Origin of the sequence: Massilia pseudoviolaceinigra (genome assembly GCF_030846505.1) — a bacterium.
Taxonomy (GTDB): domain Bacteria; phylum Pseudomonadota; class Gammaproteobacteria; order Burkholderiales; family Burkholderiaceae_D; genus Telluria_A; species Telluria_A violaceinigra.
This window is the reverse complement of the sequence record NZ_JAVCWL010000001.1, coordinates 25,527-48,864: the sequence shown is the minus strand read 5'-3', so window position 1 is coordinate 48,864 and position 23,338 is coordinate 25,527. Positions and strand designations below refer to the sequence as shown.

At 58.1% G+C, this 23,338-nt stretch carries 20 protein-coding genes; 14 read left to right on the top strand and 6 right to left on the bottom strand.

From position 1 onward, the window contains the following. Window positions 1–27 precede the first annotated feature (27 nt). The 6 genes from RBA40_RS00265 to RBA40_RS00240 form a co-directional block, all read right to left on the bottom strand. Entirely contained in the window at window positions 28–294 is a 267-nt protein-coding gene (locus RBA40_RS00265) for an FAD assembly factor SdhE (RefSeq protein ID WP_099876308.1), read from the bottom strand. A gap of 175 nt (window positions 295–469) precedes the next feature. After that, window positions 470–1,180 carry a succinate dehydrogenase iron-sulfur subunit gene (locus RBA40_RS00260; RefSeq protein WP_306645020.1) on the bottom strand — a complete coding sequence of 237 codons (711 nt, stop codon included), beginning with the start codon at window positions 1,178–1,180 and terminating at the stop codon, window positions 470–472. Window positions 1,181–1,189: 9 nt separating this feature from the next. Further along, complete coding sequence (gene sdhA, locus RBA40_RS00255) at window positions 1,190–2,968, bottom strand: succinate dehydrogenase flavoprotein subunit (RefSeq protein WP_306645018.1); 1,779 nt, start codon at window positions 2,966–2,968, stop codon at window positions 1,190–1,192. A 2-nt stretch (window positions 2,969–2,970) separates the two neighbouring features. Beyond that, window positions 2,971–3,336 (bottom strand): succinate dehydrogenase, hydrophobic membrane anchor protein, encoded by a 366-nt coding sequence (gene sdhD / locus RBA40_RS00250; RefSeq protein WP_099876302.1) that lies wholly within the window; start codon window positions 3,334–3,336, stop codon window positions 2,971–2,973. After that, on the bottom strand, window positions 3,336–3,758 hold the full coding sequence (gene sdhC / locus RBA40_RS00245) for a succinate dehydrogenase, cytochrome b556 subunit (RefSeq protein WP_099876300.1): 423 nt from the start codon (window positions 3,756–3,758) through the stop codon (window positions 3,336–3,338). The genes sdhD and sdhC overlap by 1 nt, the downstream gene beginning before the upstream one ends. Before the next feature lie 239 nt (window positions 3,759–3,997). Continuing rightward, complete coding sequence (locus tag RBA40_RS00240) at window positions 3,998–4,795, bottom strand: GntR family transcriptional regulator (RefSeq protein WP_099876296.1); 798 nt, start codon at window positions 4,793–4,795, stop codon at window positions 3,998–4,000. Window positions 4,796–5,078: 283 nt separating this feature from the next. On the opposite strand from RBA40_RS00240, the gene RBA40_RS00235 reads away from it, so the two are divergent. The 14 genes from RBA40_RS00235 (at window position 5,079) to RBA40_RS00170 (ending at window position 23,335) form a co-directional block, all read left to right on the top strand. After that, complete coding sequence (locus RBA40_RS00235; protein ID WP_099876294.1) at window positions 5,079–6,068, top strand: malate dehydrogenase; 990 nt, start codon at window positions 5,079–5,081, stop codon at window positions 6,066–6,068. A gap of 104 nt (window positions 6,069–6,172) precedes the next feature. Beyond that, window positions 6,173–7,168 carry an HpcH/HpaI aldolase/citrate lyase family protein gene (locus tag RBA40_RS00230; RefSeq protein WP_306645017.1) on the top strand — a complete coding sequence of 332 codons (996 nt, stop codon included), beginning with the start codon at window positions 6,173–6,175 and terminating at the stop codon, window positions 7,166–7,168. 12 nt (window positions 7,169–7,180) lie between these two features. After that, window positions 7,181–7,798: a hypothetical protein gene (locus RBA40_RS00225; protein WP_306645016.1), complete on the top strand. Its 618-nt coding sequence runs from the start codon at window positions 7,181–7,183 to the stop codon at window positions 7,796–7,798. A gap of 34 nt (window positions 7,799–7,832) precedes the next feature. After that, window positions 7,833–10,541, top strand: a complete 2,709-nt coding sequence (acnA, locus tag RBA40_RS00220) for an aconitate hydratase AcnA (RefSeq protein WP_099876291.1) — start codon at window positions 7,833–7,835, stop codon at window positions 10,539–10,541. Between the two features lie 253 nt (window positions 10,542–10,794). After that, a complete protein-coding gene (locus RBA40_RS00215) occupies window positions 10,795–12,060 on the top strand; it encodes a DUF2863 family protein (RefSeq protein ID WP_306645014.1) in 1,266 nt (421 codons plus the stop codon). Window positions 12,061–12,751: 691 nt separating this feature from the next. Further along, on the top strand, window positions 12,752–15,022 hold the full coding sequence (locus RBA40_RS00210) for a type VI secretion system Vgr family protein (protein ID WP_306645012.1): 2,271 nt from the start codon (window positions 12,752–12,754) through the stop codon (window positions 15,020–15,022). Further along, the gene (locus tag RBA40_RS00205; RefSeq protein ID WP_306645011.1) at window positions 15,019–15,537 is read left to right on the top strand and encodes a DUF6484 domain-containing protein; all 519 of its coding nucleotides are present in this window, start codon (window positions 15,019–15,021) and stop codon (window positions 15,535–15,537) included. The genes RBA40_RS00210 and RBA40_RS00205 overlap by 4 nt, the downstream gene beginning before the upstream one ends. Window positions 15,538–15,681: 144 nt before the next feature. Continuing rightward, window positions 15,682–16,800, top strand: a complete 1,119-nt coding sequence (locus RBA40_RS00200) for a DUF2169 family type VI secretion system accessory protein (RefSeq protein WP_306645008.1) — start codon at window positions 15,682–15,684, stop codon at window positions 16,798–16,800. Beyond that, window positions 16,797–17,897, top strand: coding sequence for a hypothetical protein (locus tag RBA40_RS00195; RefSeq protein ID WP_306645007.1), 1,101 nt, complete (start codon window positions 16,797–16,799; stop codon window positions 17,895–17,897). The genes RBA40_RS00200 and RBA40_RS00195 overlap by 4 nt, the downstream gene beginning before the upstream one ends. An 11-nt stretch (window positions 17,898–17,908) precedes the next feature. Continuing rightward, on the top strand, window positions 17,909–19,588 hold the full coding sequence (locus RBA40_RS00190; RefSeq protein ID WP_306645005.1) for a PAAR-like domain-containing protein: 1,680 nt from the start codon (window positions 17,909–17,911) through the stop codon (window positions 19,586–19,588). Further along, window positions 19,581–20,582 carry a hypothetical protein gene (locus tag RBA40_RS00185; protein WP_306645004.1) on the top strand — a complete coding sequence of 334 codons (1,002 nt, stop codon included), beginning with the start codon at window positions 19,581–19,583 and terminating at the stop codon, window positions 20,580–20,582. The genes RBA40_RS00190 and RBA40_RS00185 overlap by 8 nt, the downstream gene beginning before the upstream one ends. A 24-nt stretch (window positions 20,583–20,606) precedes the next feature. Continuing rightward, window positions 20,607–21,962 carry a hypothetical protein gene (locus RBA40_RS00180; protein WP_306645002.1) on the top strand — a complete coding sequence of 452 codons (1,356 nt, stop codon included), beginning with the start codon at window positions 20,607–20,609 and terminating at the stop codon, window positions 21,960–21,962. Next, a complete protein-coding gene (locus RBA40_RS00175; RefSeq protein WP_306645001.1) occupies window positions 21,959–22,381 on the top strand; it encodes a thioredoxin family protein in 423 nt (140 codons plus the stop codon). Before RBA40_RS00180 ends, RBA40_RS00175 begins: the two co-directional genes overlap by 4 nt. 117 nt (window positions 22,382–22,498) lie before the next feature. Further along, on the top strand, window positions 22,499–23,335 hold the full coding sequence (locus RBA40_RS00170; RefSeq protein WP_306644999.1) for a hypothetical protein: 837 nt from the start codon (window positions 22,499–22,501) through the stop codon (window positions 23,333–23,335). Window positions 23,336–23,338: the final 3 nt, after the last annotated feature.

Genomic DNA, 23,338 nt, shown 5'->3' with positions numbered 1-23,338 from the left:
GGCGGTTGCCACGGGCTGTTGCCACGTTCACGCTTGCTGCAGGCGCAACAGCAAGGCGCGCACATGCGGCAAATCGACTTCACCTTCGGGCTCTTTGCGCGCCAGGATCAGGTCCATCAGCGGATTGTCCGCCAGATCGAGCAGCCGGGTCAGCGCATCGACTTCTTCATCTGTCAACCCTTCCTCATGCGCGTCAAGGAAGCGCGTGAGGATCAGGTCGTTTTCGAGCAAACCCCGGCGGCTGCGCCAGCGCAGTCGCGAGCGGTTGGCCGGGTCGGATTGGTGCGTATTCACTCTAGAGTCCGTCGTTGGGTCAACACTATACTCCGCCTGCCCGATTTCGGCAGTACGGTACTTTTACTGTATTACTGACAAGCAGACACCATACCGCGAGGCATGCAAAAGCGTGCCGGATGGCAAGCGGGCGCGACGCGGACAAAGTGGTCCGCGCCGCGCCCGCCAAGGTGCCTTATACAGCGCGGCGAACCATCAATTCCTTGATCTTGCCGATCGCCTTGTTCGGGTTCAAACCCTTCGGGCAAACGTCGACGCAATTCATGATCGAGTGGCAGCGGAACAGGCGGTACGGGTCTTCCAGGTTGTCCAGGCGCTCGCCGGTGGCTTCGTCGCGGCTGTCTGCGATGAAGCGGTAGGCTTGCAAGAGACCGGCAGGGCCGACGAACTTGTCCGGATTCCACCAGAACGACGGGCACGAGGTCGAGCAGCAGGCGCACAGGATGCACTCGTACAGGCCGTCGAGCTCTTCGCGCTCGGTCGGGGTCTGCAGGCGCTCTTTTTCAGGCGGGATCGACTCGTTCACCAGGTACGGCTTGATCGAATCGTACTGCTTGAAAAACTGCGTCATGTCGACGATCAGGTCGCGGATCACCGGCAGGCCGGCCAGCGGACGCAGGACGATCGGCTCGGTCAGCTCGTTCAGGTTGGTGGTGCAGGCCAGGCCGTTCTTGCCATTGATGTTCATCGCGTCCGAACCGCACACGCCTTCACGGCAGGAGCGGCGCAGGCTCAGGGTATCGTCCACGTCCGACTTGATGCGCTGCAGGGCGTCGAGCAGCATCTTGTCGGTGTCCTGCAGCTCGACGGTCACGTCTTGCATGTACGGCTTGGCATCCTGGTCGGGATCGTAGCGGTAGATTTTCAGTTTTACGGTGCGTGTCATGTTCTGACCTTAGAAAGTACGTGGTTTCGGCTTGAAGGTATCGACCGTCAGCGGCTTGGTGATCACAGGCTTGTACTCGAGGCGGTTGCCTTCCGAGAAGAACAAGGTGTGCTTCATCCAGACTTCGTCGTCGCGGTTCGGGAAGTCGCTGTGCGCATGCGCGCCGCGCGATTCCTTGCGTGCCACTGCCGATGTGATGGTCGCTTTCGCCGTTTCAATGAGATTATCCAGTTCCAGCGCTTCGACGCGCGCGGTGTTGAACACCTTGGACTTGTCCTTGAACGAAACGTGCTTGCGGCGCTCGTCGAGCACCATGATTTCCTTGTAGCCCTGGGTCAGCAGCTCGTCGGTGCGAAACACGCCGCAGTACTTCTGCATGGTGGCGCGGATATCGTTGGCCACGCCCTGCACTTTTTCGCTGCCGGTCGAGTGTTCCAGGCGGTCCATGCGGTCCATGGCGAAGTCGGCCGCATCCTTCGGCAAAGGCTTGTTTTCCTTTTGCTTCAGGTTGGACGCGACCACGTGGTTGCCGGCCGCGCGGCCGAACACGATCAGGTCGAGCAGCGAGTTGGTGCCGAGGCGGTTGGCGCCGTGCACCGAGACGCAGGCGCATTCGCCGATCGCGTACAGGCCATTGACCACGGAAACCGGGTTGCCGTCTTTCGGCACCACCACCTGGCCGTGGATATTGGTCGGAATACCGCCCATCTGGTAGTGAATCGTCGGCACCACCGGGATCGGTTCCTTGGTGGCGTCGACGTTGGCGAACTTGTGGCCGATTTCGAGAATCGACGGCAGGCGCTTGGCGATGGTGTCGGCACCGATGTGGCGCAGGTCCAGCAGCACGTGGTCCTTGTTCGGACCGCAGCCGCGGCCTTCCTTGATTTCCTGGTCCATCGAACGCGACACGAAGTCGCGCGGCGCCAGGTCTTTCAGGGTCGGCGCATAGCGCTCCATGAAGCGTTCGCCATTGCTGTTGATCAGGATGCCGCCTTCGCCGCGCACCCCTTCGGTAATCAAGACGCCCGCGCCGGACACGCCGGTCGGGTGGAACTGCCAGAATTCCATGTCCTGCAGCGGCAGGCCGGCGCGCGCGGCCATGCCCATGCCGTCGCCGGTGTTAATGAAGGCATTGGTCGAGGCGGCGAAGATGCGCCCTGCGCCGCCGGTGGCGAAGATGGTGGTCTTCGCTTCCAGGATCATGCATTCGCCGGTTTCCATTTCGAGCGCCACGACGCCCACGCAATCGCCGTCGGCGTCGCGGATGATGTCGATCGCCATCCACTCCACGAAGAAGTGGGTGCGCGCGCGCACGTTACGCTGGTACAGCGTGTGCAGCAGCGCGTGACCGGTACGGTCGGCCGCCGCGCACGCGCGCTGGACCGGTTTTTCGCCCTGGTTGGCGGTGTGGCCGCCGAACGGACGCTGGTAAATCGTGCCGTCCGGATTGCGGTCGAACGGCATGCCGAAGTGTTCCAGCTCGTAGACGACCTTCGGTGCTTCGCGGCACATGAATTCGATCGCATCCTGGTCGCCCAGGTAATCGCCACCCTTGACGGTGTCGAACATATGCCAGTGCCAGTTATCTTCCGACATATTGCCGAGGGACGCGCCGATGCCGCCCTGGGCCGCGACCGTGTGCGAACGGGTCGGGAAGACTTTCGACAGCACGGCAACGTTCAGGCCGGCTTCAGCCAGTTGCAGGGATGCGCGCATGCCCGAACCGCCGGCGCCGATGATGACCGCGTCGAAACGGCGGGTAGGAAGTGCTTTTTTGATTGCTGCCACGATTAAACGCTCCAGAGAATTTGTACAGTCCAGGCTGCGCAGCCGACCAGCCACAGGATGGTGAGCGCTTGCAGGGTCAGGCGCACGCCGACCGGTTTGATGTAATCCATCCAGATGTCGCGCATGCCGACCCAGGCGTGGTAGTACAGGCCGGCGAAAGTCACCAGGCTGAACAGCTTGAACCACTGTTGCGAGAACAGGTGAGCCCAGCCTTCATACGTGAAGTTATTGCCAGTCAGGAAGGAGATCAGCAAGGTGAAGGTGTACACGGCCATCACGACCGCGGTGAGGCGCTGGGCCAGCCAGTCTTTCAGGCCGTAATGGGCGCCGACGACGAGGCGGTTACGTCCGACATTATTCTTTGCCATCAAAACACTCCAAACAGTTTGAGACCAGCCAGTGCGGTCAGGATCAGGCTGACAACCAGCACGCTGACAGCGCTATGGCGCGAGGAATCTTTCTCGATGCCCATGTGCATGTCCATGAACAGGTGGCGGAAACCGGCGCAGAAGTGGTGCATATAGGCCCAGATCAGGCCCAGCAGGACCAGTTTGGACAGCGGATGCGAGAGGATGCCCTGGAAATACGCGAACGATATTTCGGACTGGACGCTGTTCTGGAACAGGTACAGCAGGAACGGCAGCATCAGGAAGATCGCCGCGCCGCTGATGCGGTGCAGGATCGACACGTAGGCGCCAGGCGTCATATTGTAATTCATCAAATCGGTAACATGAATGTTACGGATCTCGGGCCGTTCTTTTTTTGGAACTTCCTTCACGGCTTCGGACATGGCAGTACCTCCCCTTTGACTAACTAAATTGTAATTAACCCGCAATTTTCGCCCATTTTGCCGAAATGCACCAATATTCCTCTTGGGATTGGCAACTTCAGCAACAATATGGGCAGATGTTCGCTACTTTCTTATGATCAATGCATTTTAAACGGAACGGGCATTTTGTGCACCGCACCGTCGCACTGTCGACGCCTGAATCGAGGGTCAATCGCGGTTCGGCAACACTTGTCTTGAAACTACGACAAGTCATTCTGGTAATGGTGATGCGTGGTCAGGTACAGGCCGCGGCGCAGCTCGACCGCCTTGTCGCCGTAAGTGAACGACACGCGCTCCGCGCACAGCAGTGGCGTGCCTTCCGGCACCCCGAGAAATTGGGCGGCGCCGGCGTCGGCCCCGAGCGCGCGGATTTTCTCGCTGGCACGGATCATGCGCGTGCCGAATTCGGACTCGAACAACCCGTACATTGGACCCTTGTACTCGACCAGACGTTCCGCGGTCAGCCCCTTGAACAGGAGGCCGGGAAGCCACATTTCTTCAAGAATTGTCGGCGTGCCGTCGAACGACATCACGCGCTTGATATACACTACGGAGTCGCCCGATTTCAGATCCAGCAGGCGCGCCACTTCGGCCGGCGCGCGCATGCGCTTGACTTCGATGATCTTGTTGTCGGGATGGTGCGGCACGCCTTCGTCGGGCATCAGGCGCAGGAAGCGGAAATGCGCGCGCGCCTCGTGGTGGGTGGCCACGAAGGTGCCCTTGCCCTGGCGCCGCAGCACCAGGTTTTCGGCGGCCAGTTCGTCGATCGCCTTGCGCACCGTGCCCTGGCTGACCTTGAAGCGGCCGGCCAGCTCGACTTCGCTGGGGATCATTTCGCCGGGTTTCCACTCGCCCGCCTGCAGGCCCTGCGTGATGAGCGCCTTGATCTGCTGATAGAGGGGGCTGAAGGTCGGCGAACTGCCCGACGCGCCGGCGGAAGCGCCGGTCCCGCTGGCCGTTGTACCATGCAAGATCGGAGGGGTCGGGACTGGATTCATAGACCGGGATTTCACCACAAACGGGCTTGCCAGTCCAGTGCAATCGCCGGAGGTTATGTGTCTTATATAAGATATATGATATGAATTGACAGATCGCTTTCGCACGCCTACACTCGCGGTCGATCCGGCATGCGCGCGTATCGCCCCGCGGTTTTTTCCGGCTGGGCCGGGAAGTTCAGGCCGTGGTATCCAATCCTGGTAGCCGATTTGGTATCATTACCGTTTTCCCGAACAAGCGTATCCTCAGCTTCGACCGTTTTCTTTCCCACTTTGGAGATTCATCATGGCTAAAACCCCACTGCGCGTTGCTGTCACCGGCGCTGCCGGCCAGATCGGCTATTCCCTGCTGTTCCGCATCGCGAACGGTGACATGCTCGGCAAAGACCAGCCAGTCATTTTGCAACTGCTGGAAATCGCTGACGAGAAAGCCCAGAAAGCGCTCAAGGGCGTCATGATGGAAATCGATGACTGCGCATTTCCGCTGCTGGCCGGCATGACCGCCCACGCCGACCCGATGACCGCCTTCAAGGATGCCGATTTCGCCCTGCTGGTCGGCGCCCGTCCACGCGGTCCTGGCATGGAGCGTAAGGACTTGCTCGAAGCCAATGCCCAGATTTTCACGGTGCAAGGCAAGGCGCTCGACGCCGTCGCGTCGCGCAACGTCAAGGTGCTGGTGGTCGGCAACCCTGCCAACACCAACGCCTACATCGCCATGAAATCGGCGCCGTCGCTGCCGGCCAAGAACTTCACCGCCATGCTGCGCCTGGACCACAACCGCGCCCTGTCGCAGATCGCGTCCAAAACCGGCAAGCCGGTCGCCTCGATCGAAAAACTGTGCGTGTGGGGCAACCACTCGCCAACGATGTACGCCGACTACCGTTTCGCCCAGATCGATGGCGCATCGGTCAAGGAAACCATCAACGACGATGCATGGAACCGCGACACCTTCCTGCCAACCGTGGGCAAGCGCGGCGCTGCGATCATCGAAGCGCGCGGCCTGTCGTCGGCAGCGTCGGCCGCCAACGCAGCCATCGACCACATGCACGACTGGTACCTCGGCACCAACGGCAAGTGGACCACGATGGGCATTCCATCGGATGGTTCGTACGGCATCCCTGAAGGCACCATGTTCGGCTTCCCGGTCACGACCGAGAATGGCGAATACACGATCGTGCAAGGTTTGCCGATCGACGAGTTCTCGCAGGAACGCATCAACCTCACGCTCAAGGAACTGACCGAAGAGCGTGAAGGCGTTGCCCACCTGCTGGCCTGAGTTTCAACGCGGCCGGATTCGTGGATCCCGTAACCCCACCGATTCGCCGCACGCGCCGTGCCGCCCCGAGCGGCACGAGCGCTGCTGTACCTGAGAAAATGAACATGCATCCCTCCGAGGTTTTATTCCAGGGCAAACGCCAGCCTTTGCTGCTCCCCGCCTGCGACCACTATGCAGGCTCCGAAAAGCTGATGCTCAAGTCGATGGCCCTGCAACAAGAGCTTGGCCCCCTGTTCGACATCACGTTCGATTGCGAAGACGGCGCCACCGCCGGTGCCGAGCCCGAACACGCCCAAATGATCGTGCGCCTGCTCAACGACGAGGGCAACCGCCACAACCGCATCGGCGTGCGCGTGCACGACGTGGCCAGCCCGTTTTTCGAGGCCGACCTGGCCGTGATCGTCGGCGGCGCCGCCCAGCGCCTGGCCTACATCGTGCTGCCCAAGGTTCACAGCGCGGCGGAAGTGGCGCGCGCGATCAAGTCGATCAACCAGCATGCCGCCAAGGCCGGCCGCGCCGCGCCGCTGCCGGTGCACGTGCTGATCGAAACCCATGGCGGCCTGCGCGAAGCCGATGCGATCGCCGCCCTGCCCCAGGTCGAGTGCCTGTCGTTCGGCATCATGGATTTTGTGTCGAGCCACTACGGCGCCATTCCGGGCGCGGCCATGCGCACCCCGGGCCAGTTCACGCACCCGCTGGTGGTGCGCGCCAAGCTCGAGATGGCGGCTGCCTGCCACGCGCACGGCAAGGTGCCCTCGCATAACGTAACGACCGACATCAAGGACAGCGCCGTGGTGGCCAACGATGCCCAGCGCGCCGCCGCCGAATTCGGCTTTACGCGCATGTGGAGCATCCACCCCGACCAGATCAAGCCGATCCTCAAGGCATTCACGCCGCGCCTGTCGGAAGTGAACGAAGCGACCAACATCCTCACCGAAGGCAAGAACGCCAACTGGGGCCCGATCGCGCAGAACGGGCGCTTGCACGACCGCGCCAGCTATCGCTATTATTGGACGGTGCTGCAGCGCGCGAAACTGGCGGGCCTGGCCCTGCCCGACGCCGCCGCCGCGCTCGTCAACGACCCACAACCAGCCACCTGAACGGAAGTCCCGATGCCAACCCTGATCAAGAACACCCTGCTCGCCTGCTCGCTGGCGATGGCAGCGGCCAGCCTGTGCGCGGCCTCGTCGGCCAACGCGGCCCAACCGACACCGGGAGCCAAGGCGGCACCGAAGGCCAAGCCGGCAGCCAAATCGAAGGCGCGCGCGCACCCGAAGGCGGTCGACGTCGTCCCGGCCGAGCCGGAACCGGACATCAGCGACACCACCACCACCGACTTCGACTGCGAACTGGGCAACAAGGTCACGACCTACCATAACGACAGCGACGACGGCCACATCGCGCTGCGCTGGAAAAAACGCCTGCACCGCCTCACCCGCGTGGGCACCACCACGGGCGCCAAGCGCTTCGAGAACCCGACCTTCGGCCTGGTCTGGATCGGCATTCCGGCCAAGGGCATGCTGCTCGATTCGCGCCTGAACCGCCAGTTGGCCAACGAATGCAAGAACGCCGAGCAGATGAAGCCGGTTGTAGAAACGCCGGTGGCGCCCGTCGCCCCTGCGGCCCCGGCGCCAATGCCGGCGGCAAGCCCGGCACCGGGCGAACTTGCAGTACCAGCGGTGCCGCCCGTGGCGGCACCGGCGGCGCTTGACGCCCCTGCAGCAAAATAACTGAAATAACAAATACCCCACTGAAGGAGAGGTCATGTCCCGCAACACTCTGAACACGCTCAAGGATTTCAAACTGTCGGCCGGCCAGAAAGGCAAGTTCTACTCGCTGCCGGCGCTCGAGAAAAGCCTTGGGGTGAACGTCTCGCGCCTGCCGGTGTCGATCCGCCTGGTCCTCGAATCCGTGCTGCGTAACTGCGACGGCAAGAAGGTCACGGAAGAACACGTGAAGCAATTGGCGAACTGGGCGCCAAACGGCGAACGCACCGACGAGATTCCTTTCGTCGTGGCCCGCGTCGTGCTGCAAGACTTCACCGGCGTGCCATTGCTGGCCGATCTGGCCGCCATGCGCAACGTCGCCAACAAGATGGGCATGAACCCGAAAAACATCGAGCCGCTGGTACCGGTCGACCTCGTGGTCGATCACTCGGTCACCATCGACCACTACCGCGAAAAGGGCGCGCTCGACCTGAACATGAAGCTGGAATTCTCGCGCAACAACGAGCGCTACCAGTTCATGAAGTGGGGCATGCAAGCCTTCGACACCTTCGGCGTGGTTCCTCCCGGCTTCGGCATCGTGCACCAGGTCAACCTGGAGTACCTGGCGCGCGGCGTACACAAGGCGGGCAACACCTACTACCCTGACACCCTGGTCGGCACCGACTCGCACACCACCATGATCAACGGCATCGGCGTGGTCGGCTGGGGCGTGGGCGGCATCGAAGCCGAAGCGGGCATGCTGGGCCAGCCGGTCTACTTCCTGACCCCTGACGTGATCGGCGTGAACCTGACCGGCGCGCTGCGCGAAGGCTGCACCGCCACCGATCTGGTGCTGACCATCACCGAAATGCTGCGTAAAGAAAAAGTCGTCGGCAAATTCGTCGAATTCTTCGGCGCCGGCACCGAAACCTTGTCGCTGACCGACCGCGCGACGATCGCCAACATGGCACCGGAATACGGCGCCACGATGGGCTTCTTCCCGGTTGACGATGCCACCATCGAATACTTCGAAGGCACCGGCCGCACCACCGAGGAAATCACCGCGTTCAAGAACTACTTCAAGGCGCAGAACCTGTACGGCGTGCCGCAAGAAGGTGACATCGACTACACCCGCGTGGTCTCGCTCGACCTGGCCACGGTGACCCCGTCGCTGGCGGGCCCGAAGCGTCCGCAGGACCGTATCGAAATCGGCAACGTCAAGAACAACTTCATCGAACTGTTCTCCAAGCCGACCACCGAAAACGGTTTTAACAAGAACCCGGCCGACCTGACCAACCACTACGAAACCACCAACGGCGTGCACGTCAAGAACGGCGACGTGCTGATCGCGGCGATCACCTCGTGCACCAACACCTCGAACCCGAGCGTGCTGCTGGCCGCGGGCCTGCTGGCCAAGAAGGCGGTTGAAGCCGGCCTGACGGTCGCTCCGCACATCAAGACCTCGCTGGCCCCTGGCTCGCGCGTGGTCACCGAGTACCTGACCGCCGCCGGCCTGCTGCCGTACCTGGAGCAACTGGGCTTCGGCGTGACCGCCTACGGTTGCACCACCTGCATCGGTAATGCCGGCGACCTGACTCCTGAACTGAACGCGGCCATCGCCGAAAACGACATCGTCGCTTCGGCCGTGTTGTCGGGCAACCGTAACTTCGAAGCGCGGATCCACCCGAACATCCGTTCCAACTTCCTGGCCTCGCCGCCGCTGGTGGTGGCCTACGCCATCGCCGGCAACATGACGCGCGACCTGATGACCGAGCCAGTTGGCAAGGGCACCAACGGCAAGGACGTCTACCTGGGCGACATCTGGCCGACCTCGAAGGAAATCGGCAAGCTGATGAAGTTCGCGATGAATTCCAAGGTCTTCAAGGCCAACTACGCCGACGTCAAGGGCGCACCGGGCAAGCTGTGGGAAGACGTGACCACCACCACCGGCCAGGTCTACGACTGGCCGAAGTCGACCTACATCGCCGAGCCGCCGTTCTTCGACGGCTTCGAGATGATCCCGAAAGCGGCAGCGACCGGCATTTCCGGCGCGCGCGCACTGGGCGTGTTCGGCGACTCGATCACCACCGACCACATCTCGCCGGCCGGTTCGATCCAGGAAAGCGGCCCGGCGGGCAAATGGCTGCTGGCCAATGGCGTCATGAAGGCCGACTTCAACTCCTACGGCTCGCGCCGCGGCAATCACGAGATCATGATGCGCGGCACCTTTGCCAACGTGCGTATCAAGAACCGCATGATTCCCGCCAAGGCCGACGGTTCCGCGGTTGAAGGCGGCATCACGATTCACCAGCCGAGCGGTCAACAGATGTCGATCTACGACGCAGCCATGAAGTATGTGGCCGACGGCGTGCCGACGATGGTGTTCGGCGGCGAAGAGTACGGCACCGGTTCCTCGCGCGACTGGGCGGCCAAGGGCACCCAGCTGCTGGGCGTGAAAGCGGTCATCACCCGTTCGTTCGAGCGTATTCACCGCTCGAACCTGGTGGGCATGGGCGTGCTGCCGCTGCAATTCATCGGCGACGACAGCGTCCAGACCCTGAACATCACGGGTAACGAAGTGTTCGACCTGAAGGGCCTGGAAGGCGAGATCAAGCCGCAGCAACTGGCTACCCTGGTCATCACGCGCGCCAATGGCGACGTGCAGGAAGTCAAAGTCCTGTTGCGTATCGACACCCCGATCGAAGTCGACTACTACAAGCATGGCGGGATCCTGCCGTTCGTGCTGCGCCAGCTGCTGGCCGCTTAATATCCGACGCCCCGCGCCAGCGCGGGGCTGGAGCAAAAAACGCCGGATTCGTCCGGCGTTTTTTTTCGTCCCGCGACGTTGCCACAAGGCCAAGTGAGTGCCCACTACCCACCCTCCCGCTCAACTTTTTTTCACACTTCTTGCGCCGTCTTCATGGTGGGCGGACGAATGAACTACAATACGGCTGATAAGGGTTTATCATTGTTCCGACATTATTGATCCGTTCATTCACTTACAAAGACTCTTATACGCCATGCGTCGTCCAACCAAAGATTCATCCCATAAGTTGTCGGCCGAGAGCCAACGCCTGGTCAGTATCAGCCAGGCTATCGTACAGGCGTCCAGCCGCATTGAAGAACGGGCTTGGGAGCGCCAGCTCGACACCCACCTCCAGCGCCTGCTCAAGACCGGCCACCAGGATACCGTCGACACCACCCTCAACGTGCTGTTCAAGGAAGACCTGAATGCCTACGACACCCTGATGGAGGGGGTCGAAGCGGTCAGCGAATCGTCGACCATGGTCGAGCAGCACGACGGCGCGGAAAAGACCTTCCAGGCACTGCTGGTGGCGGCGCCGATCCTGGCGTGGACGCGTTTTTCGATCGCGTCCGGCACCATTCCGGCCGAGCTGCTGCAGACCCTGTCCGCCCACTTTTCGGCGCACCTGCTGGCCGATGGCGTGCAGATGGCCATGGCGCCGACCCTGTTCTCGATCGACCAGTTGCCGCGCACCCACGCCGAAACCTACACCACCACGCACAAGCTGGCCCAGGCCGCGCACAAGGGCACGGCCGTCAAGCCGATCGCCAAGCCGGCCGAGACCGCGCCTTTCCTGGCCGACACACGCTACCTGATGGTGGCCATCGTGGCGCCGCTGGGTGCGCCGCTGTTCCGCTGGCAGGAGCCGCAGTTCCAGTCGACCTTCATGGTCGAACGCGCCAATGCGCTCGAACAGTGGCGCGCGCAGGCCGGCCCGACCATCACGCGCCTGCTGCCGGGCTGCGGCGTTGAACTGCTGCTGCCGGAAGCGTATTACGTGGCCTGCCGCGAAGCGGATAAGCTGATCCGTCCGGTATCGGTGCGTGCCGCCGTGCATTACCTGACCAATACCCTGGGCGTGGAAGCGTCCGACCTGCGCGCCGTCATTGCCGGCTTCGGCGACGAATCGGCCGAAGGCCAGATCGACGAATACCGGGTCGGCTTCACCATGCGCCAGACGGCCGATGTGATCTACGGCATCGTGTGGCCGCTGTACGGGCAGGAAGACGAAGACGGCACGCCGGTCGAAGGCTTGTCGGCGGCCGCGCTGGGCGGCATGGGCGAGCCGAAGGCGCCGCTCGACGACATCATCGGGCACCTGAACGAAGCGGGCGTTACGCACGTCAAGCGCCACAACGAGCGTTTCGTGACCGAGTATTGCGACGACTGCGACGCGCCCCTGTTTGCCGATCCGACTGGCGAACTGGTGCACGCTGAAATGCCGGAAGACGCGCCCGCGGGCACGGAGCATTTTCACTAAGCAAGTGTTGCCGCAACAAGAGCCCGGGTGCGCCCGGGTTTTTTTACGCCGCCTGCTTTGTTGGGCGCGCACAAGATAACGAAATACCAACACCCCTACACTCGCTGGGTGGCCCGCCCGGGCCGCGTCAACGCACTGTGGAGAACAAGCATGGATGATTTGATGATGCAGGTGGTGCCGGTGATGACCGGATTTATCGATACGCTCATCACCTGGTACCTGGCAATTGCCAAGGTGTTCAAGTGGTAGGCAAGCAGTCAGCTTAATCCCGCAGCGCGTGGGCGCCCTGCCCACGCCGCCTCTCCCGCCTGGTCCACCAATCCCGCAGGCAGATCGCATCGATCGTTCTTTGCGCACTTCCCGGCGCGGCCTTTGCGCGCTCATATCCCCTGCTTTCGCCCCTCCTGGCCGAATACGCAAGTGCTGCCAGCCGCCCGCCGCAGGCCCGAGCGCGTGTTGTTTCCGCACTACCCACAGTAACAAAAATTGCACTTTTGCATGTAAAATGATGATAAAATATTATTAATAAATACAGCAAGAACGAGTGCAAACGATAACGCGAGGCCATCCTTCCTGCGCTCGTACCACCCCGGTTGTCACCCTTTTTACCCCTCGCTCAGGCAGTCGGGTTACCGAGCCTGCCGCGTCAATTCGCCCGAATTGACTGACTTTGAATGAACAGGAACATCGCATGAGCGAATCGTCTTTTAGCCTTCAGGACCTGATCAGCGATCGGCAGCATGATCGTCTATTGCGATTGTCCTTTCCGAACAGCGACGGCCCCGCCTCGCAACTGTTGGTTAACCGCCTGGACGCGTTTGAAGCCTTGTCGCGACCATTCGAATTCACGGTCGAACTGCTGTCCAACGACCCCAATGTGGCGCTCAAGGACTTGCAGGGCAAGATGATGTGCGTCCAGCTCGTGCGCAGGGATGGCACGATGCGCTACTTCACCGGACGCGTGTTCAGCTTCGGCCTGAAAACGGTCGACGGCGGCGTGTCTTACTACGAGGCGAAACTGGGTCAGTGGTCCAAGTACCTGAGCATGCGCAAGGACAACTACCTGTTCCACAACACCACCTTGTACCAGCAAACGTCGAGCATCTTCGGCGACTACGGCAGCCTGGCCGAGTGGGACTGGCGCGTCCAGGGCGCCAGCGGCGTGATGACTGACGCCTGCCAGTTCGACGAGAGCGACAGCAATTATCTGGAGCGGCGCTGGGCCAGGGCTGGCATCTTCTACTGGTTCGAGCATACCGAAGCGGGCCACAAACTGGTGCTGTCGGACGACTCCACCGCCGCCGATCCGATTGACGGCCGGCCGGAGATGCCCTTCCAGCGTCACGGCGGCGCGCATGAAGAGGATGGCATCGGCGAATGGTCGCCGGGCCGTCAGATCATGCAAGGCACGGTGTCGCTGGCGTCGTACGACTTCAAGACCGGCCGCCCGGCGCAGACCTCGCTGCCGACGGTGCAGCAGCAAGGCGACGTGCCGAATATCGAATCGTACGAATACTCGGGCGCCTTCGGCTTCAAGGATAGCGGCGACGCTCGCGACGTTGCGCAGCGCCAGATGGAATCGGTCGAGGCGGGAGGCAAGCGCTTCGAGGGCGCGGGAAACAACCGCTATGTGATGCCGGGGCGCTGGTTCCGCCTGAGCGGACACTTCGACGCCGATCCGCGCGGCGATGATGCGCAGGCGCGCGAATTTCTCATTCTCGAAGTCAGGCACCACGCCACCAATAACTATCACGTGAAGGTGACCGAACCGTCGCGCTACGAAAACACGCTGACGGCGATCCGCAGGATCATTCCGTGGCGCGCGCCGCGTGCATTGAACAGCGTCGAGACGAAGATTCACGGCATCCAGACCGCGACCGTGGTCGGGCCGGCGGGCGAGGAAATTCATACCGATCAATACGGCCGGGTGCGCGTGCAGTTCCACTGGGACCGGGTCGGCGCCAGCGACGAAAAGAGTTCGGCCTGGATTCGCGTGGCGACGCCATGGGCGGGCGCAAATTTCGGGATGACGTCGATTCCGCGCATCGGGACCGAAGTGATTGTTCAATTCCTGGACGGCAATCCGGACCGGCCGATCATCACCGGGATGGTGCCCAATACCGACACCATGCCGCCGTGGACGCTGCCGGAGAACAAGACGCAAAGCGGCATTTTGTCGCGCTCGACGCCGGGCGGCAGTTATGACAATGCGAATGCGATCCGCTTCGAGGATAAGAAAGGCAAGGAACAGCTCTGGCTGCATGCGGAGAAGGACCAGCTGACCGAAGTCGAGCACGATGAGGATAAATGGGTCGGCAATGACCGTCGCAAGACGATCGACCGCGACGAGACCAATCACATCAAGCGCGACCGCACCGAAACAGTTGACCGCGACGAAACGATTACGGTGCATCACGACCGTACCGAGACGGTTGACAACAACGAGACGATCACGATTCACAACAACCGCACCGAGCGGGTGGATCACGATGAGAAGATCAGCATTGGGGATAATCGCACCGAGGATGTGGGGAAGAACGAGACCATCGATATTGGCGGGAATCGTACCAAGAACGTGGCCAAGCACGAGAAGGATACGATTGGCAAGAACTGGTCGATCAATGTGGCCAAGATGAAGACCGAGACGATCGGCATGGCGTACATGCAGAACGTCGGACTGGGGCGCATGGAGAACGTGGGGCTCGGTTACAGCCTGAACGTCGGCATGATGATGTCTACCGTGGTCGGAAAAGACCAGACCACCAATGTAGGCAAATCCATTTCAATTACTGCAGGCGAGGAAATCACGATCACCGTGGGCAAAGCCAGCCTTGTCATGAAAGCCGACGGCACCATCATTTTTAACGGGCATACGTTTAGCGTAGGCACGACCGATGAGCAATGCTTCGACGCTGGTGGAGACATCAAGCAAAAAGGCAAGAAAATTCTGCAAAATTCATGAAACAGTTCCCCCACACCGCGGAAACCATGATTACCTGCGACGCAGTATCGCCAGACCAGCTATTGCATGACGTGATAGTCCAGACGCCGCAACCAGCAGCGCGTGCAAATGGCATCGCTGTCGGCATATTCGATGGCGTTGACGAGGACGGTGGCGCGCTGGTAAGCATACCCACGTTTGGACTGAGCCGCATCCGCGCACGCAGCATCAGCCCTCTGGATCTTAATCAGATCGGACAGTCTTTGGCTTTGGGCTTCGAGGCGGGCGAACCCACGAGGCCTATCATTCTGGGCGTGATGCTGACAACGCCGGCAATTCCAACGCTGGCTCCAGCAGACGTCTTACTTGACGGCAAGAAACTAGTACTCACAGCCGAACATGAAATAGAGCTTCGCTGCGGCGACGCGGCACTCATCCTTAGCGCAGATGGTCGCATTCAGCTACGAGGCACCTACATCACAAGCCATGCCAGCGCTACGCAGCGGATCTTGGGTGGATCGGTCAATATCAATTGAGAGGATTGCCTGCGTCGCAAAATTGCTGCATTCAGTTGCCGAGCAATAAATTGTACCGCTCGGGCACCGGTACTCGCGCGCGAGCATAGAGCACAGCAGCCATGCGATCCGGGCTGCACTTAATACTTCAAGGATGCATCTTCTATGAACATCGTCATCGGCTCTAAACACGTTTCAGCCGACATTGCCATAGCGCTTGACGTCGCAGGCCGCGAACATCTTGTGGTTGCCGCCAAGAGTACCTGGTCAATACCGCAACCTGGACAACGTCCGCGTCCGCTGCCACCGCAGAGCCTAGCTCAATCCGATATATACGCTGGCAAACCCGGAGAGAGCGCCATGTTGTACGGGGCCGATTTCGCCCGTTTCAAGCCGCGCTGTGACGTCTTGTTTAATGCAAACGCGCATGCCCCTGCCGAGCAGCCTGTAACCGAATTGCTAGTCGCTTGGCAAGTAGGCTCTCTACGAAAAGGACTTCGCGTTATCGGCCCACGAACATGGCGCAGCAGATTAGGAGTTGTCTCGTTGAGCAAGCCTGAGCTATTCGTTTCGCATCCTCTGCATTACGGAATGGCGTTTGGTGGGGCGCCGGAATATACAAAGGGGAGCGGCGAAGTGATGACTGAGACATTTTTGGAAAATCCCGCCGGAACGGGGTGGGCGGGTCCGCACACTATTTCAAAAATACACAACCGAAGCGCACCTGGTCTGGAGGCAATGGATGATCCAATACGAGGCCCCCGACGGAGCCATACTCCGGTTGCCTTTTCAGCTATCGCTCGTAATTGGCCGCCCAGAAAAAACTACGCTGGCACTTACGACGATGCTTGGCAGAGAGATATTTTTCCATTGCTTCCGGAAGATTATGATGAACGCTACAACCAGTGCGCGCCTGAAAGCCAACAAATGGACTACCCGCGAGGAGGGGAACAAGTCGTCTTGCGTAACATGATGAAAGGCCGTTCAGACGTGCGTTTTCTGCTTCCACCGTTGAATCAGCAAACGGTGAAAATTCTCAGGACGGACTTCAGTAACGAGACGCTGACGGCAATCGTGGACACCTTATACTTCGAGCCGGACGAGAACCGTTTCTCAGTCGTATGGCGAGTTAGTACGCCAATTCGCCGCCGAATTCAAGAGTTCAGCACGTTGGCAATTGGGCCGGTTAGCGCCTCCTGGTGGGAAAGTAAAGTTCTCGGGCGCGATGGCGCCGGATGTAGAGGATGTGGGAATGGTACTGACTCCGAGCAGGAGACGACATGAAACGCTGGCTGCCACCATTTCCGGCAAAAAAAGATGATACATCGGAAAAATGGACACCGCTACGTATCGTTTCACGCGGCATGTGTTGTGCCGTAGGGCATACAGCACCGGCTGCGACGGCCGCTATCAATGCGCGCCTGAACCACTTTAGAGAAACAGAGTTTGTTTCCCAAGGCGCCGCCCCGATCGTTGGAGGCGCTTTGTTCGACGTTGCTGTGTGGGGTGCGGAGCGACTCAAGTACATGCTCTATTCCGTCATCGACGAGGCATTGGCGGGGCTTGACCTTGATACAAACCAAATTGCAATTGTAGTGATTGGAGCAGAAACAAGTCGTCCCGGTTGCCCCAGCCACTGTCTGGCTGATGCACTGACGGAGCTGCTAGAAGCTCAACATGCCTTGGGCAAGCCCTTCCACGCGGCGTCGCGATTTTGCTCTTACGGAAAAGGCGGTGTTGCACAGGCGATTACAGCAGCAGCTACGATACTCTGCGGAAAAAATGGTGCGGAATATGTGCTGCTGGCTTCAGCGGACTGCTTGCTCGATGCGGGCGCAATCGAACACTTTTTGTCAAAAGAGCGAGTGGCTAGCGGCGACAACACGGATGGCTTCATTCCAGCAGAGGGTGCCGCTGCTCTGTTGCTGAGCCGCAAGGGAGCCACGAGCTCTGCAATGTGGATAGAGGCTGCAGCGGCTGCGCAAGAAGAGTGGTGTATCGACTCAGACTTGCCACTGCGCGCCAAGGGGTTGACCGAGGCCATGCGTAGTGCCGCCAGTGCCTCCGGTAGCGACATCGCCGCAATGGACTTTCACGCCAGTGGCATGACTGGTGAGGGCTGGTATGCGAAGGAAGTCAATCTGGCGCTATCTCGCTGCATGGAGCGGAAGAAACCGGCATTTCCGCATCTGATTGTTACGCGTAGTACGGGCGAAACTGGAAGTGCTGCGCCACTGCTGACACTTGCCTGGCTGGCCGGAATAATGGGGCACGCTTATAGAAGCCCAGGTAAAACTGGTTTACTACATTTTGCTGGCGACGACGGGCAGCGCTCAGCCCTTGTAGTACGCTTCCGCCCCTCATTGGGCAGTGCGGGATAAAAGGGAAAAACATGCAAACACACGTATATGCAAACGACCAGGAAATCGCATGTAAAGCAGCTGGCGACGACGGCATTTCACCGCAAGCCTTTCCAGACCCGTGCTGGAGCCCACCGGGTCCGCCGGGTGGACCACTACTGATCCCATATCCAAACACATGTTTCGCGAGCAGTATCACCAATGGAACAAGCACGATCTTTATTTGCGGAAAAGAGAGTGCCATTGAGGATGAGTCCTACTTTGCGACCAGTACAGGAAATGAGCAAGCCACCCAAGCATTTGGGAAAGGGTTTAAAACCGCCGTGATTACTGGTAGGGCATACTTTACTCAATGGTCATTTGACGTACTTTTTGAAGGCTTTGGTGTGCCACGCCATACAGATATGGTAAGCCACAACCACGGCTCAATGCCCAGCAATACCGCCCTTTTCCCTTACATTTCGCGTGGGTGGTTTAGCCATGAATGCAGTGATGAGGAAAAAAGAATAAAACGGGCCTGCAAGCCAGAGAAGAAAGACTCAAAGGCAAAGAAAGATATCAAGAAGAAAAGTAAATTTCTTGAACTTCTACAATTTAAGCGCAAAAATAAGGCCAAGGACTCAAAAAAACCATGGCACTGGACCGATGACCACTGCGACGGATTGGAGATGGCGCTACCGGATGGGACAAAAGGAAAAGAATATGTTGAAGAACTCTCGGAAGCGTTCAAGAAGCTCCCCGGTGAACTTGACATTCTGCGCGCGCTAAAAAGTGAACTTCAGGAAATGGCAGTCAACGCCGCAGGTAAAGCAGGCATGAAATGGCTTGCACGGGCCGGAGTTAAACAAGTCGGGGGCAGTGCAGTACCAGTTGCCGGAAATATCGTCATGGGTGGCATATCGCTAATTGATGCCGGCTATACAGCCTATCAAGTAAATGAAATGAGAACCGTAGCGAAAGAAGCACTTTCAAAATTGAACATACTCGAATCGAAGATCGACAAGATCAAGCAGATGCAGGTAGATCTTAAAGATTTAGAAAACCTCGGCACTACGGAAGAGAAAATAAAGAAAGCCCAAGCACTGGGGAGTGATGGGCAGGACATCATTGCGTCTTTGAATGATTGCACCATGGCGCGAAAATGTAACTTGGTCCCATATGGAACAGGCGCGATGGGAAACACCTTCAAATTACCGCCAAAGGAAACGGCCCCGGCCGGCACTAAGCCAAGCTTCAGACGAGACACCAGTAAACCGTCGAATGTTGAGCCTGCCAATGCGGGCGGTTGCTGCCCTGGACAAACGGGGCACCATCTTGTTCCTGGTGGTTCTCTTAAAGAAGCATGTAAGGGGGCGTATGACCACGATGCAGCCCCAACAGTATGCGTCGAAGGTACCAGCCAGTATTTTGGTAGCCATCAACGTGCACATGGAGCACTTGCTAACCAACATAACCTGCTCGCACAAATCGGTAGAGGAAATGGTGACAAGCGACCTAAAAAAATCGCAGACGACGGCACAATGAGCATGGACGATGCGTTGGATTCAGCTACGCGATCTCATCAAGAAGCCTTTCCACTTTCAGGATGCTCACCAAAGTGCATACGAGCCCAATTGGAGTCTTACTATAAACTGTGTAAAAATGGTCGCCCGACGATGGTGAACGCCAATTCAAGAACGACGGTACCTGCAGAAGAAGTCGGATTTGATTAATAGTTTTAACAAGGACGATAGTATGCCTACATGTGTAGAAAAAAACAAATGGTTACAGATTTTTGATGGGTATCAGTTAGTTGACGTAGCCATTCAAGATAATGAAATTATCCATTTTTGCGCCAGAAAGCGGGTACCTCAAAGGGAAGCCTCATTGTTACTTGATGGTGAAATTGCGACGCGAATAATTACATTGCACCCTAACGGGCCGCTTGGAAAAAACTGTGGCTGCCAAACGTTGCATGGGATGACTCTTCCAGTAGTCGGAGTGTCAAGATTTCCGTTTTCGCAGCCGTCGGGTATGGTATCTTCGCGCAACGCTGATGGAGATATATGGCCATATGGACGCGGAATTAGTGGGCCATTGGAGTTTATCAACCCTGGAAATTATCCAGCCCCACAGCGCTTGAAGTGCTTAAACGGATTTACCTACTCTGTAGGAGTCGGACGATCCATATACAAGCGTATTGAAGTCGGCAAATGGATTGCGCTTCGTGATGGATTTCCGAATATAGAAGGAACGGCAAAACACGGCTTTGCGGACATAGATGCGTTTTCCGAAACTGATATGTATGCAGTTGGGGGGCATGGCGATGTGTGGCATTTCAACGGAACACAGTGGCGCCAGATGGGTTTTCCCAGCAACGTCCAGTTAGGCACAGTGACATGCGCCGGTGACGGCAACGTCTATATATCGGGCGAGGGCGGTAGCCTCTGGGTCGGACAGAAATCGACATGGAAGGCAATTTATAAAGGCGGGGCAAGTATTCTTTGGAACGATGCGCTGTGGTTCCAAGGCAAATTGTGGTTGGCATCAGATTATCAGTTGCGTCGTTGGAATGGGAATGAACTTGAGCCTGTTATGTATAATGGCAAGACCGTCCCTATTTACGGGCATATGGATTCTTATGACCAATTACTTGTAGTGGCGAGCCCTGATTACGTCATGAGCTTTGATGGTAATACGTGGCGAGATTTAGTCTCGCCGTATTAGTATGGAATTCCAATATATTTGCCGATGACGAATCACATTCCGAAAACTATACATCCGCTCGTGCGCCGTCATGCTGAGGACGCCGCTTTTTATTGGGCACAACATGATGCTTCAGCGGCCTCGCCATTCATGACGTTGGCCGGATTGGCGCGCTTCGACAGTCTGCTTGATGCTCATCTCGAGGGACTCGAGATTGCCGGGCCTCACGGATTCTCGCCATCGTTAGCGGCGCTACAACGCTGGAAGAAGCCGTCCGAAGCATTCGTTGTCGCCTATACGGCACTGACCGCAAATGACGATAGTCACTTAATCGCGCTTATTGCGGAGCTACGCGCTCGCCCGCATGACCTTTTACGAGGCGTAATCAGTGCCATTGCTTGGCTTGATCCACGCCACTCGTCGACATTACTGCGGCGCTGGACCCAGACCGGGAGCGATGCGATCAGGCGGGTCGCAGCACTGCGGGCCATCGCCATGTCGGATATCGCCGCGTTAGAGTGCTTCGACGAACGAATCTCCAACTTTTTGGAGAGTTCGGACGAACACGTACGTAGCGCTGCTTGTCGCGTTGCGGCAGCGATGAGAGGAACGGATCTCATGAAAACTGAAATGTCGGCTTTGCTAAAGGACCCGTCTATAACAGTGCGTGCAGAAGCCGCCATCGCCTTTTGCTCTTACCACTGGCCGTCTGATGAGTTATATAGTGAAACTTACAATGAGGGACCGGATACCTTATTAGCATGTATTAATGATCAGTTAATAATTCTTAGTAAAGCAACAGGCTGGTACCGTCAACAAGCCCTGCGCCGACTGGATCGATGGGTGCGTCACTTGGCGGAAGTCGTTGTAGTTGGCAACAAGGAAATTCCTACGCTGCTAATCAAGATGCCACCCCGCATGAGTTTGATTTTCTGCGCATGTCATGGCGATCCAAAATATCTCCCTTTTGTGGTGGACCAGATGGCTTCTCCAGAAACAGCGCGCCTAGCGGGTTGGACCTGGCAGACGATGACAGGGGTAGACTTAATAGCGGCTGGACTATCATTGAGCGAACCTGAGCTCATGAGCACGGGGATAACCCATCCAAACGCAGGCGGAGAGACTGACGTCGGCCTTCCTCAACCGGATGTCGATGCGATTCGACGCTACCCGTCACTCAATCTGCGAGATGGTAAGCGATACTTGTTAGGGCAGCCACTAACACCTCTTCAGGCATTAAACGTGTTTGAAACATCAATGCAATTGCAACGCGGGATTGCCGCTCGTTATTTGCAACGGCGATTTACAGACATTAAGTTCTCTACACGCGCTCCAGTTGCGAAGCAATTCGATAGCTTGTACCGAGCAAGACACCAACTTACTGTAGAGGAGTCAAATTGAAAACCCAATTAGATCCGTGGGATGATGCCAGCCTATTAGCCGGCCGCCTACTGGGTAAAAATGTGGTGTTGTTTTTATTTATCGGCGCTACTCAATGGTGCGAGAAATGTAAAAACCTTCGCCCACAATTCGACCGGATGGCAGCCGAAGGAGACGCTGATGAAGTCTGGCTTTGGCTGGATCTTGTGGATCACGAAGAATTTATCGGGAATTATCAACCTGATAATCTACCCACACTTCTCGTATACAAAGACGAGCATTTGGTATATTGCCAGGCAATTGAGCATACTGAATGTTCATTAAGCGAACATATCGATGAAATTCAGCGCATGCTGAACACACCAGAGGGATTATCTCTTCGGGTATCAGATCCAGGCATTCGAACACGGCTGCTAACGCAAGACTGGGCGATTGACTAGTGCTGTGAGTAAATGTTTTATCGCAGAGCTTTGGGCCGACATATTATTTATTAACATAAAAAGAATAGAATATAAACAGAAAAAATCACCAGCATCATTCATTTCGCGGCGCCTGTGGTGGAAGGTCCTCACTATGATTTTTGCACAATAGCCTGCAGCGTCAATCCGCCCGAATATGTGGCTGTAGATATTGGCAGCCAGGTATTTTCCGCAAGCCCTCTGCGCATGGGCGACGAGAAGAAGATCGATCAGGTCATCGACATGAAAACCTACCGCGGCGAGGTAGGTATCATCAATAAACTTGTCCGTGCGGCCGGCCAGATCTACGCATTGGGCAACTATCGAAAAATCTACCGGCGTATCGGCGTCGAACAATGGGTAGAACTGGGCAAGAAAGGTAAAGGGGTGCCCGTACCGAGGGACGTCGAGGCTGGAAAAGGCTATGCTACCAACCTGGGTTTCGTGGACATGAGTGCGTTTTCCGCCAACGACATGTATGCGGTCGGGGGCAAAGGGGATGTATGGCGCTTTGATGGCACCCGCTGGCACGACTGTTCACTTCCGACCAATGCGACTTTGTCGACCGTATGCTGTGCCGGCGACGGCTTGGTGTACATCTCGGAATTGAATGGCAGTGTGTGGGCAGGCCGCGCCGATCAATGGAAACGCATCGCCGAAGCCGACATCGCATGGGGACATCAACCGGTTGACTCGGTCTGGTTCAATCAGCGCCTTTATTTGGGTGCTCAGGAAGGATTATGGACAGTCGACCGGAACAGGAAACGCCTGGTGCCCCTGAGCGAAGTCGAACGTGACGCTCCAAACGCGACGAATGGTGGGCGGCTCGATCTGAGCCCGGACGGTAAATACTTGCTTACCGCCGGTCCGCACGGAGCCTGCCTCAACGATGGCACCGGCTGGAAACGGCTATTCAACGCTTTTGACTTCATGTGAACC